The 11,559-nt window shown below is 62.2% G+C and carries 11 protein-coding genes; 7 read left to right on the forward strand and 4 right to left on the reverse strand.

Translation table 11 applies throughout. The annotated features are described in order from the left end of the window. A partial coding sequence (locus CN311_RS11340; RefSeq protein ID WP_280954030.1) for a malic enzyme-like NAD(P)-binding protein occupies positions 1-860 on the reverse strand: 860 nt, incomplete at its 3' end. A 542-nt stretch (positions 861-1,402) separates the two neighbouring features. Next, entirely contained in the window at positions 1,403-1,843 is a 441-nt protein-coding gene (locus tag CN311_RS11345) for a cupin domain-containing protein (protein ID WP_097573747.1), read from the reverse strand. Positions 1,844-1,925: 82 nt separating this feature from the next. On the opposite strand from CN311_RS11345, the gene CN311_RS11350 reads away from it, so the two are divergent. After that, positions 1,926-2,927, forward strand: a complete 1,002-nt coding sequence (locus tag CN311_RS11350) for a LysR family transcriptional regulator (RefSeq protein ID WP_097573749.1) — start codon at positions 1,926-1,928, stop codon at positions 2,925-2,927. Positions 2,928-3,218: 291 nt separating this feature from the next. Here CN311_RS11350 and CN311_RS11355 read toward each other — a convergent pair whose 3' ends face one another. Further along, complete coding sequence (locus CN311_RS11355; protein WP_097573751.1) at positions 3,219-3,998, reverse strand: SDR family oxidoreductase; 780 nt, start codon at positions 3,996-3,998, stop codon at positions 3,219-3,221. Positions 3,999-4,117: 119 nt separating this feature from the next. On the opposite strand from CN311_RS11355, the gene CN311_RS11360 reads away from it, so the two are divergent. Both CN311_RS11360 and CN311_RS11365 read left to right on the forward strand, forming a co-directional pair. Beyond that, positions 4,118-4,933 carry a UDP-2,3-diacylglucosamine diphosphatase gene (locus tag CN311_RS11360; RefSeq protein ID WP_097573781.1) on the forward strand — a complete coding sequence of 272 codons (816 nt, stop codon included), beginning with the start codon at positions 4,118-4,120 and terminating at the stop codon, positions 4,931-4,933. A gap of 203 nt (positions 4,934-5,136) precedes the next feature. Then, positions 5,137-6,351 (forward strand): MFS transporter, encoded by a 1,215-nt coding sequence (locus CN311_RS11365; protein ID WP_097573753.1) that lies wholly within the window; start codon positions 5,137-5,139, stop codon positions 6,349-6,351. On the opposite strand, the gene dgcA is transcribed toward CN311_RS11365, so the two are convergent. Beyond that, a complete protein-coding gene (dgcA, locus tag CN311_RS11370) occupies positions 6,322-7,305 on the reverse strand; it encodes an N-acetyl-D-Glu racemase DgcA (protein WP_097573755.1) in 984 nt (327 codons plus the stop codon). The two genes, CN311_RS11365 and dgcA, sit on opposite strands and share 30 nt — an antisense overlap. 78 nt (positions 7,306-7,383) lie before the next feature. Here dgcA and CN311_RS11375 point away from each other — a divergent pair, with 78 nt between their 5' ends. From CN311_RS11375 to CN311_RS11390, 4 genes are read left to right on the forward strand one after another with little or no spacing between them, the layout of a single operon-like run. Continuing rightward, the gene (locus tag CN311_RS11375) at positions 7,384-8,571 is read left to right on the forward strand and encodes an ABC transporter permease (RefSeq protein WP_097573756.1); all 1,188 of its coding nucleotides are present in this window, start codon (positions 7,384-7,386) and stop codon (positions 8,569-8,571) included. 1 nt (position 8,572) lies between these two features. Beyond that, positions 8,573-9,394 (forward strand): ABC transporter ATP-binding protein, encoded by an 822-nt coding sequence (locus tag CN311_RS11380; RefSeq protein ID WP_097573758.1) that lies wholly within the window; start codon positions 8,573-8,575, stop codon positions 9,392-9,394. Between the two features lie 14 nt (positions 9,395-9,408). Then, positions 9,409-10,782 (forward strand): MlaD family protein, encoded by a 1,374-nt coding sequence (locus CN311_RS11385; RefSeq protein WP_097573760.1) that lies wholly within the window; start codon positions 9,409-9,411, stop codon positions 10,780-10,782. A gap of 37 nt (positions 10,783-10,819) precedes the next feature. Beyond that, entirely contained in the window at positions 10,820-11,488 is a 669-nt protein-coding gene (locus CN311_RS11390) for an ABC-type transport auxiliary lipoprotein family protein (RefSeq protein ID WP_097573762.1), read from the forward strand. The last annotated feature ends 71 nt before the right edge of the window (positions 11,489-11,559 follow it).

Below are 11,559 nucleotides of genomic sequence, written 5' to 3' on the forward strand. Positions count from 1 at the left end.
TTTGGCGCCATGTGCTGAAGCAATTCCGGTTTCAGCACGCCGGCGGCGGAAAGGCCGAGGAAGACGTCGGCGGCGGGGATAACATCCGCCAGCGTGCGCGCCTCGGTGTCCTTCACATAAGGATCCTTCCAGCGGTCCATCTCGTCGGCGCGGCCCTTGTAAGCGACGCCGAAGCGGTCGGTGACCCAGATGTTTTCGATACGCGCGCCGAGCAGGACCAGGAGGTTGAGGCAGGCGAGGGCGGCCGCACCCGCCCCCGAAGTGACGATCTTGATGTCCGAGATGGTCTTGCCGGCGAACTCCAGCCCGTTGAGCACGGCGGCGGCGACGATGATCGCGGTGCCGTGCTGGTCATCATGGAATACCGGTATACCCATACGGGCCTTCAGTTGTTCCTCGACCTCGAAGCATTCGGGCGCCTTGATGTCCTCGAGGTTGATGCCACCGAAGGTCGGCTGCAGCGCCGCGACGGTCTCGACCATGCGCTCGATGCCGGGCGCGTCGATCTCGATGTCGAAGACATCGATGCCGGCAAATTTCTTGAACAGCACCGCCTTGCCTTCCATGACAGGCTTGGAAGCGAGCGGCCCGATATTGCCGAGGCCCAGCACCGCCGAACCGTTGGAGACGACGCCGACCAGATTGGCCCGCGCCGTATAGTCGGCGGCGGTCGCCGGATTGTCGCGGATTTCCAGACAAGGTGCGGCGACGCCAGGCGAATAGGCCAGCGCCAGGTCGCGCTGGTTGCCAAGCGGTTTTGTCGCCTGGATTTCGAGCTTTCCCGGCCTCGGATGCTTGTGGAAATAGAGGGCGGCTTCGTCGAGATCAGATCGGGCCGCCTTTTTGCCTTCGCCTTCCATGCCGGCCGCTCCTCAGTTCAGTCCTCTGGTGTTTTGAGTCTCTTAGCATGCAGCCGGGGCTTTTCGAGAGGTGATATGTCGCAAGCGCGGGGCTTGTGACTTCGCACCACAACTCGACCTGTGCCGGTCCGCTGTTGCGGCGAGCTGCGCCGCCGCAGTTTGAATGCCTGCTAAGGATGGTGGGACGTTGCCATTCGTCTCGTCGATGGGAACGAGCAGGCAGCGCCACGAGCCGGCGTAAGCGCCGTGTGGTGAACGTCTTGATTCTGGCCGGAGGCGGACTGTCGGCTTTGTGTGGGTGGGTTCAATCGTTCGTCGCAGCATCTTTAATCTGGGATGATGAGGAGGTGTGGGATGAAGGTGAAGCGCGCCGCCTCGGTCCCTTCGGCCGAAAAGACAAGGTTTCTCCATTGAACGCGTTTTCGAGCCTCAGCTCGCGCGTTGAAGGCGGTTCAGGCTCAGCGTGTGGCGCCCGCCTAAAACAGGCATCCGCGGAGTACAGTTCATGCAGGTGGGCTGCCCAGTCAAATGTCCACAAGATTCTAGGCTCCCGAACGTTCGTCGAGCGTCTCGCCAGGTTGCGGTGCGGCTTGTTCGGCGAGCACCGTGTCGAATTCGCCGAGCGTCGAGCGTAAGTCGGAGACCTCCGACCAGTTGAGCAACCGCGCTATGAGGCGATCGATCTTCGGCGTCAGAATGATGAGGTATCGGCTTGGCTCGATGGCGCGATAGGTGTGCGCCAGTCCGGCAGGCACGAACACCGTTGTTCCAGGAGCGGCGTCAACTTCACGATCCGCAAACCTGAAGCGAAGTGTCCCTTCCAGTATGTGCCATGCCTCGTCATCGGACTGATGGACGTGCATGTATTCGGGACCGGACATCGACCACTCCCGGACGACGAGAGATGTTCCGGCAGCGGCGATTGGAGGCGCGCCGGGTTCGGCGATGATCGGGTGGAGACCCTTGGCGATTGCTTGTGACATGAGATTTCCTCAAGCGACATTGTTCACTGCGGAGAGATTCCCACTTGCCAGCATATGAATCCAGCGGCATGTATTCAGCAATATGCTGAACCAAATTGATCTTTCGCGTACCGACCTCAATCTCCTCGTCTTGTTCGAGGCAGTTGTGGAGGAGCGGCATGTCGGTCAGGCGGCGGGAAGGCTCAGCCTCTCGCCTTCGGCGGTCAGTCACGGACTCAGGCGTCTGCGAAGGCTGTTCAACGATCCGCTGTTCCTACGAACGCCAAAGGGCGTCGTGCCGACCGAACGGGCGCTGGACCTTGCGGGACCCGTCGCTGAAATTCTTGCGCGGGCGCGCGTCGTCATTGGCGCTGCCGCGCCATTCGACGCGGCAATCTCCACACGCCGTTTCACGGTCGGTGCGCCCGACGGCGTCTCGGCCGTATTCTTGCTGCCGTTGCTGGCGGAACTGCGCCGGCATGGCCCTGGCATCGACATCAGTGTCCGGCAGATACTTCCTCCACGCGCCGTCACCACAACTGACAGTGTCTGGGAGCCCGTCCTGGCCGACATCGAGGCGCGCGCGATGGACATCGCGGTTGTTCCCGCCGACAAAGTCCCGGCGCGGTTCACCTCCCGGATGCTTTACGAAGAGGATTTCGTGATCACGATGCGCGCCGGGCACCCGTTTGGCGAGGACCCGACGCTCGATGCATTCTGCCGGATGCAGCATCTGGTCGTCTCGCTCACCGGCGATGCACATGGCTTCGTTGACGACGCTCTTGCCCAGCAGGGGCGGTCGCGTCGGGTGGTTCTCACGGTTCCCAACTTCATGGTTGCGCTCGCGATTGTCGCAGATACCGACCTCATCGCCGCCCTTCCCAAGACGCTGGTGGCGATGCATGCGCAGCGCTTCAATGTCGTCAGCATGGAGGCGCCCTTGCCGCTGGTTCACTCCCACATTCGCGCGATTGCCTCCAAAGCCGCACTCATGGATGCGGGCGTAGCCTGGCTCTTCGAAATGCTGGGAAGGGCAGTGACGTCCCAAATATCTCTAGCTGGAAACCGCCTCGTACCACCGCACCAGACATTGCCCCGCAGATGACGCCCGTTGCTTAAGGTTATAAGCTAGCGGCCGGCGCAGCTCGCTCTCCAGCGAGGCGACTGTCTGTTTGTGGTCGAGTTCTTTCAATTTTGCCGATGAGTGACGTTACGCCAGCTTTTCGTTTGAGCTGTTTCCTAGCCTTGCTCAGGCGCAGTTCCGGCAGGAATCAGCGACTTTGTCGTATTGCCATGGCAATCGGTGGAATTGGTGCGGCGGGAGCGATTCGAATGCGTATATTGAGATTGTCGTTAGGCGTTCGGACCTCCCATCCAGCGTGTACCAAGCGTTGGATTAGAACGCACTGACGTAGAGGCCGCCGTCCACCGGTATGTTCTGCCCGGTCAGATAGCCGGCATGGACCGAGCACAGGAAGGCGCAGATCTGGCCGAATTCCTCCGGTGTGCCGAGCCGCTTTGCTGGAATGTTGGCTGCTGCCTGAGCCTTGCGCGCAGCGGCGGCGGCCGGGTCCTCGACTGAGCCGGGTTCATGCGGGCCGCGCAGCCGGTCGGTGTCGAGCTTGCCCGGCAGCATGTTGTTGATCGTCACGTTGCGGTCCATCACCGTTCGCGCCACGCCGGCAAGGAACGAGGTCAGGCCGGCGCGCGCGCCCGACGACAGATCGAGGCCGGGGATCGGCACATAGACCGACAGCGAGGTGATATTGACGATGCGGCCGAAGCCGCGCGACGCCATGCCGTCGATGACGGCCTTAATCAGCTCGATCGGCGTCACCATGTTCTGGGTGACGCCTTCGAGGATCTTTTCGCGGTCGAGTTCGCGGAAATCGCGAAACGGCGGTCCGCCATTGTTGTTGACGAGGATGTCGGGATCGGGGCAGGCGGCAAGCAGCGCCTTCTGCACCTCGGGCTTCGAGACGTCGCCGACGATTTCCGTCACCTTGACGCCGAATCTCTCGCGCAACTCGGCCGCGGTTTTCGCCAGCAACTCGGCATTGCGTCCATTGACCACCAGATCGCAGCCGGCCTCGGCCAGCGCCATGGCGCAGCCGCGCCCAAGCCCCTTGCTCGAAGCGCAGACGATGGCCTTCTTCCCGCGAATGCCGAGATCCATGATTTTTTCTCCTTTGAACAGCGTGGCAGGCTAACCCTTTGGCTGGACCAATCGCAACCGTCATACGGTTGTTGCATGAATCGGCGCATAGGCTGCTCGAAAGCAACGGTGAGAATCCAATGCCCGGCGCAGAGCCCCGCACTTTCCGCAGCATGTTCATCTCCGACATCCATCTCGGATCGAAGGCGGCGAAGGCCGACTTCCTGATCGATTTCCTGCGCCACCACGATGCCGATATCATCTATCTCGTCGGCGATATCGTTGACGGCTGGCGCCTGAGGCGAAGCTGGCACTGGCCGCAGAGTCACAATGACGTCGTCCAGAAACTGCTGCGCAAGGCGCGCAAGGGCGCCAGCATCACCTACATCGCCGGCAATCACGACGAATTCGCGCGCCAGTTCCAAGGTGTGCATTTCGGCGGCATCGTCGTCGCCGACCGCGCCATCCACGAGACCGCCGACGGCAAGCGTTTGCTGGTTATCCATGGCGACCAGTTCGACACCGTCGTCCACAATCAGCGCTGGCTGGCCTATCTCGGCGACTATGCCTATGACGGGGCCATGCTGGTCAACCGCGTCATCACGCGGCTGCGTCAGCTGTTCGGTCTTTCCTACTGGTCGTTCTCGTCCTGGGCCAAGGTCAAGGTCAAGAAGGCGGTGAACTTCATCGGCTCGTTCCAGACGGTGCTGACCGACGAAGCACGCCGCTCGCACGTCGACGGCGTCATCTGCGGGCACATCCACCATGCGGCGATCGAGAATTTCGAGGACGTGCAATATATCAACACCGGCGACTGGGTCGAAAGCTGCACGGCGGTGGTCGAGCATTTCGACGGCCGGATGGAGATCTTGACCTGGGCGCATGTTCTGCCTGAAGCGCCGGACGAGCCGTTTATCCCAATGCTCATCGAGGACAGGGTGGTCGAGGCGGCCTGAACGTGCATTACTTAGGGCGACGTGCGTCCACTTGGACGCACAAGTACGCCCCTGACACTTTCCAATCTACGCATCGTGCTCGCCGAAAATCGGAATCGATTTTCGGGTCGATGCGTTAGTCCAGGCGGTTTCGACTCGCTTTCCCGCATGTTAGGGATCGATGCGCGTTGCAGCCGACGAATGCAGCGTCATTGGATCGATTCATGTCCCTGCCGCCGCTTTCGCCCGAACAGCTTGTCAAGCCGCGCCATTTCGAGCTGCGCATGAGCTTGATCTTCTTCACGCTTTTCGTGCCGCTCGGCACGCATTTGCCCTACTTTCCGCTGTGGCTGCAGGCAAAGGGTTTTCATGCCGGTGAGATAGCGGTCATTCTCGCCGCGCCGATGTTCCTGCGTGTGGTGACGACGCCGTTGCTTACCGCGCTCGCCGACCGGGCGAGGGACCGCGCCAATGTCTATATCGCGCTGGTCGCCGCATCGCTGGTGCTGGCCGCCGGCTACTTCCTGCCACCGACCTACGCCATGGTGCTCGCCGTTTCGCTGGCGCTTGCCGTCGTCTGGACGCCGCACTCGCCGATTGCCGATTCGCTGGCGCTGTCAGGCGTGCGCCGCTTCGGCTCGAATTACGCAAGCATGCGCAAATGGGGATCGATCTCCTATCTCTGCGCCAATCTTGCGGGCGGCTTCATCCTGTCGGCGACCAGCGCCGGAGCTGTCCCGGTGATCATCTTCGTGGCGTTTGCCGCAGCCCTTGCCGTCGGACTGATTGCGCCGCGGCTCGGTCGTCCTCGACGGGCCTCGCCACTGTCGGCCAGCGATATCCAGCAGTCGGCGCCGAAACTTCTCAATGCGTATTTCCTGTATTTCTCCATCGGCGTCGGCGTCATCACCGCCAGTCATGCGTTTCTCTACGGTTTCGTGTCGATCTACTGGAAATCGATCGGCATCAGCGATTCGGTTGTCGGGCTGCTGTGGGGATGGGGCGTGGTGGCCGAGATCTGCATGTTTTTGGCCTTCACCCGTGTCTTCGGCTCGTTCTCCGTCGTGTCGATCATGATGATGGCCGGCATCGGCTCGATCGTCCGCTGGATCGCTTTCCCGCTGATCTGGCCGCTTGGTCTTGGCGTCGCCGGATTTTTCGCCGTGCAGACGCTGCATGCCATTTCGGTGGCGCTGGTGCTGATCGGCCTGCAGAAGATGATCGGCGAAACAGTCGTGGAGGAACGAACCGGGGCAGCGCAAGGCATCGCCTATTTCTCCAACGGCTTTTTCACGGCCGTCGTCACGCTTCTGTCCGGCCCGCTCTACGACCGCTTCGGCGTGGACGGCTTTTTCGCCATGATCCCGATCGCCCTGATCGGGCTAGCGCTGATCGGACTTGCGGCGCGTTCAGCCCCACAGCGCCGGATCGGGGGGTGATACCAGCGATCCCTGGTAGACGAGGCCCGGCACACGGTCGCGGGCCAAAAGCAGCGGACCGTCGAGATCGACGAAATCGGCATCCTGGGCGAGCAGTACGGCCGGCGCCATGGCAAGCGACGTGCCGACCATGCAGCCGACCATGACGCCAAAACCCAGTTCGCGGGCGCGGTCGCGAAGGGCGAGGGCTGCCGTCAGCCCGCCCGCCTTGTCGAGCTTGATGTTGACGGAATCATAAAGGCCGACGAGCGAGGCGAGATCCTTCGCCTCATGCACGCTCTCGTCGGCGCAGATCGGCACCGGATGCGCGATGTGGCGAAGGATGCCGTCACGGCCCGCGGGAAGCGGCTGTTCGATCAGCGCGATGCCTTGCTTTGCGGCAAAGGCGAGGTTTTCCACGATGTTATCGTCGGTCCAGCCCTCATTGGCGTCGAGGATGATGCGGCTTTGCGGTGCCGCCTCGGTGACGGCGCGGATGCGGGCCATGTCGTTGTCGCCGCCGATCTTGACCTTGAGCAGCGGGCGCATGGCGTTGGCGCGGGCCTGTGCGGCCATCGCTTCCGGCTCGCCGAGCGACAGCGTGTAGGCCGTCTCCAGCGACCGCGACGGAACCGCGCCTATCGCCTGCGCCACTGGTGTTCCGGTGATCTTCGCCTCCAGGTCCCAGAGCGCGCAGTCGATGGCGTTGCGCGCGGCACCCGCCGGCATGGCGTCGAGCAGCCCGACCCGGTCGATGCCGCCTGCAATCTGTTGCCGCATGGCCTCGATCGCGGCGCGGACGCCATCCATGGTTTCGCCGTAGCGCTTGTAGGGGACGCATTCGCCGCGCCCGCTATGGCTGCCCTGGCCGATCGTACAAGTGATCACCTCGGCCTCGGTCTTCGAACCGCGCGAAATGGTAAAGGTACCGGCGATGGGAAAGCGCTCGGCCTCGACCGAAATGACACGCGCCATATTTTTCTGCTCCGGCTGTGCGAGAAGGGGCTTGTCGGCAAATCGACAGGTCGACCCCGTCAGGCTAAACAGGACGACATGTTGACCATCGGCAAACGCAAGGCAAGCGGCACGACCGCCAGAGAGGCCGACCACCAGCCGCGCGTTGAGGTTGGTGAAGAGGGCGATGTTCTGCGCTGCGCTTTCTCTGGAAACTGGACGACGCGCACCGTGGCGCTTGTCGACGCCGAGATGCGCAAGATCGAGAAGCGCAGCGGCTTCCAGGCGCTCGCGCTCGACCTTTCCCATATCGAGAAGATGGATACCGCCGGAGCCTGGCTGATCGACCGTCTGGTCAGCGCCTTCGAGAAGAAGGGGGTCGAGATCAGGATGCAAGGGCAAAGCGAAATCGCTTCGATCCTGCTCGGCGCCGTCAGTGACGCCGTTCGGCGCGAGCCTGAGTCGGGCAATGCCAGGCCGCCGAATATCGTCATCCGCGCGCTCGAAGCGGTTGGCCGGCGGGTCTATGAGATGCGCGACGATTTCCTGGCCTCGATGAACATTCTTGGCGCCACGATACAAGGCTCGCAGATGAAGCTTGGCCGCGGCCATGCGGTCAATCCGGCGGCGATCTTCAACCAGATTGATCGCATGGGCGTCGGCGCCATACCGGTGGTGGTGCTGATGTCGGCCATTGTCGGGGCAATCGTCGCCCAGCAAGGCGCCTATCAGCTCAGCTATTTCGGCGCCGACATCTTTGTCGTCGACCTGGTCGGGGTGCTGATCCTGCGCGAGCTCGGCGTGCTGATGACCGCGATCATGATCGCCGGCCGCTCGGGCAGCGCCATCACCGCTGAAATCGGCTCGATGAAGATGCGTGAGGAGGTCGACGCGCTGAAGGTCATCGGGCTCAATCCGATAGGCGTCCTGGTATTTCCGCGGCTTGTCGCGCTGGTGATCGCGCTGCCTTGCCTGACGATCATCGCCAATTTCGCGGCTCTCGGCGGCGGTATCCTGGCCGCATGGCTCTATTCCGACATCCCGCCGGCCGCCTTTATCGACCGGCTGCGCGTCGCCATCGATATCAGCACCATCTTTGCCGGGCTGATCAAGGCGCCGTTCATGGCCATGATCATCGGCACGATCGCCTCCGTCGAAGGCATGAAAGTCGGCGGTAGCGCCGAATCGCTCGGGCAGCACGTGACCGCTTCCGTGGTGAAGTCGATATTCGTGGTCATCATCCTCGACGGGCTTTTCGCCATGTTCTACGCGGCGATCGAGTTCTGACATGGCGATGCAGGGCAGCACAGAGGCAACCAGGGTTGCGGCGGAAGCCGACGAAGACGAGATCGTGCTTTCGGCGCACGACATCACCGTCTCCTTCGGTGACAAGGTCATTCTCGATCATCTGTCGCTCGATATCAGGCGCGGCGAGATCCTCGGCTTTGTCGGCGCTTCAGGCGCCGGCAAGTCGGTTCTGTTGCGCACCATCCTCGGCCTGACGCGCAAGCAGTCGGGGACGATCAAGCTGTTCGGCGTCGATGTCGAAAAGGCGAGCGAAAGGGAGCGTCTTCGCATCGACATGCGCCTTGGCGTCCTCTTTCAGCACGGCGCGCTGTTTTCCGCGCTCACGGTGCTCGAAAACGTGCAGGTACCGATGCGTGAGTATCTCGACCTGCCGCGAAAGCTGATGGACGAGCTGGCGATGCTCAAGGTCGAACTCGTCGGGCTGCCGCCGGATGCGGCGCAGAAATTCCCTTCCGAGCTTTCCGGCGGCATGATCAAGCGCGCGGCGCTGGCGCGCGCATTGGCGCTCGACCCCGACATCGTCTTCCTCGACGAGCCGACATCCGGCCTCGATCCGATCAGTGCTGCGGAATTCGACGAACTGGTCGTCAAGCTGCGCGATACCATGGATTTGACCGTTTATATGGTCACGCACGATCTCGACACGCTGTTCACCGCCTGCGATCGGGTGGCTGTGCTCGGCAAAAAGAAGGTGCTGGTCGAAGGCACGATCGACGACATGCTGAAAAGCGAGGAGCCGTGGGTGAAATCCTATTTCCGCGGAAAACGTGCCCGGCAACTTGATCTTGCGGCGCGCGCATAGCCATAAGTGAGGCAATGGAAACCAGAGCCAACTACGTCATTGTCGGCATTTTCACGCTGGCCGCGATCCTGGCGGCCTTTGCGTTCGTCTATTGGACGGCCGCAATCGGTGACAAGGGTGAGACGGTGATGCTGCGTGTGCGCATCCCCGGCTCGGCGTCCGGTCTCGGCCGCGGCAGTTTCGTGCTGTTCAACGGTGTCAAGGTCGGCGATGTCAGGCGCGTCTATATCGATGTCGACAATCCGACCGCCGCCATCGCCGACACCGAGATAGACCGCATGACGCCGATCACCAAGTCGACGCAGGCCGATATCGGGCTTGCCGGCCTTACTGGCCAGGCCAATATCGAACTCAAGGGCGCCGATCCCAAGGAAGTGAAGCTTCTCGACCAGGCGGAAGCGGAAGGCAAGGTCGCCGAGATCGTTGCCAACCCGTCAGCGGTCACCAATTTGTTGCAGACGGCGCAGAACATCTTCACCCGCGCCGACACGGTTCTCACCCAGCTCGAAGGCTTCACCAAGGACGTTCGCGGGCCGCTGACGCAGACCGTCAACAATGTACAGACCTTCTCCGACGCGCTGGCCAAGAACTCCGACGGTATCGACAAGTTCCTCGCCAGCGTCAGCTCGCTGTCCGATGAATTGAAGGGCGTTTCCGGCAAGCTCGACGGGACGCTGAAGGCGGCCGAAGGGTTGCTCAATGCCGTCGACAAGGACCAGATCAAGAGCATTGTCGCCAATGTCGATACGGTGACCGGCAATCTGAAGGAAACCTCGAAGCAGTTCGATACAGTGATCAAGAATGTCGACACGGCGGTGGGGTCGATCAACGACTTTGCACAAAAGACGCAAGGCACGCTGACCAAGGTCGACGGCGTTCTCGACGGCATCGATCCGGCGCAGGTTCGCACCGCGCTGGCAAACATCCAGAAAGCCAGCGAAAACGCCAACAAGGCTGCCGCCGATATCGCCAAGGTGACCGATAAATTCGCCGACCGAAGCGACGATATCGACGAGACGATCAAGGATGCGCGGCAGCTCGCTCAGCGCCTCAACGATGCTTCGGTGCGCGTCGACGGCATCCTGGCCAAGGTCGACACATTGCTGGGCTCGGGCCAGGCGGATGGCGTAATGGCCGATGCCAGGGAGACGCTGAAGTCATTCAAGCAGGTCGCCGATACGCTGAACGCCCGTCTCGGCACCATCACCGACAATCTGGCGCGATTCTCCGGCCAGGGTCTGCAAAACGTCGAGGCGCTGGTCCAGGACAGCCGCCGCTCGATCAACCGTATCGAAGAGGCGGTGACGGACCTCAGCCGCAATCCGCAGCGGATACTCTCAGGGGGAGAGGGCGAGGTTCGACAGTTCGACGGCAGGGCGCGGCGTTGACTTCGGCCTTCGCACCCCGCAAGAACATGGACCACCAATGCAGGTTGACCTTACGATCTGGGGACAACGGGGCCGGGTATTGCGGGGATCGCGCGTGAAGTCGTTTTGGGTCAAATCGGGCGGCGTCAGATCGGCTGTGGCATTGCTTGCCCTGACCCTTGCCAGTTGCGCGGCCTTGCCCGGCGGCGGGCCGGCTCCGCTCGATACGTTCGAGCTTTCGGCGCCGTCGCTCGACGCGCGCAGCCACAGCCGCCGCCAGATACTCATTGCCCAGCCCTCGGCGCTCAAGGCGCTGGACAGCCAGAACATCGTCATCAGGCCGTCCGATCGGTCGATCCAGTATCTCAAGGGCGCGCAGTGGGCCGACCGGTTGCCGCTGATCGTGCAGGCGCGGCTCGCCGAGACGTTCCAGCGTTCGGGCAGCTTCGCCGGCGTTGGCAAGCCCGGCGAGGGGCTGGCGATCGATTACCAGGTGATCGTCGAGGTCCGGTCCTTCGACGTCCGCGTCGATGGCGGCGAACATGCCGAGGTCGACCTATTCGTGCGGATATTGAACGACCGCAACGGTGAGGTGCGCGCATCGAAGAGCTTTACCGCGAGCGCGCCCGTCTCGGGCAGTGGCAACCAGGCCTATGTCAGCGCGCTCGACAATGCGTTCGGCGACGCAGCCAGGGACATCGTGAGCTGGACGGATTCGGTGATCTGAGAAAAACAAGACTGGCTGCGGAACCTGCGGGCGGAAATGAAAAAGGCGGGAAAATCTCCCGCCTTTTGTGA

It is taken from the genome of Mesorhizobium sanjuanii (genome assembly GCF_002529485.1).
In the GTDB taxonomy this organism is placed as follows: Bacteria; Pseudomonadota; Alphaproteobacteria; order Rhizobiales; family Rhizobiaceae; genus Mesorhizobium; species Mesorhizobium sanjuanii.

What these genes read in the sequence shown, in the direction of transcription:
- CN311_RS11345 (WP_097573747.1), bottom strand. Translation starts at nt 1,843, where the DNA reads ATGTCACAAGCAATCGCCAAGGGTCTCCACCCGATCATCGCCGAACCC.
- CN311_RS11350 (WP_097573749.1), top strand. Translation starts at nt 1,926, where the DNA reads ATGCTGAACCAAATTGATCTTTCGCGTACCGACCTCAATCTCCTCGTC.
- CN311_RS11355 (WP_097573751.1), bottom strand. Translation starts at nt 3,998, where the DNA reads ATGGATCTCGGCATTCGCGGGAAGAAGGCCATCGTCTGCGCTTCGAGC.
- CN311_RS11360 (WP_097573781.1), top strand. Translation starts at nt 4,118, where the DNA reads ATGCCCGGCGCAGAGCCCCGCACTTTCCGCAGCATGTTCATCTCCGAC.
- CN311_RS11365 (WP_097573753.1), top strand. Translation starts at nt 5,137, where the DNA reads ATGTCCCTGCCGCCGCTTTCGCCCGAACAGCTTGTCAAGCCGCGCCAT.
- dgcA (WP_097573755.1), bottom strand. Translation starts at nt 7,305, where the DNA reads ATGGCGCGTGTCATTTCGGTCGAGGCCGAGCGCTTTCCCATCGCCGGT.
- CN311_RS11375 (WP_097573756.1), top strand. Translation starts at nt 7,384, where the DNA reads ATGTTGACCATCGGCAAACGCAAGGCAAGCGGCACGACCGCCAGAGAG.
- CN311_RS11380 (WP_097573758.1), top strand. Translation starts at nt 8,573, where the DNA reads ATGGCGATGCAGGGCAGCACAGAGGCAACCAGGGTTGCGGCGGAAGCC.
- CN311_RS11385 (WP_097573760.1), top strand. Translation starts at nt 9,409, where the DNA reads ATGGAAACCAGAGCCAACTACGTCATTGTCGGCATTTTCACGCTGGCC.
- CN311_RS11390 (WP_097573762.1), top strand. Translation starts at nt 10,820, where the DNA reads ATGCAGGTTGACCTTACGATCTGGGGACAACGGGGCCGGGTATTGCGG.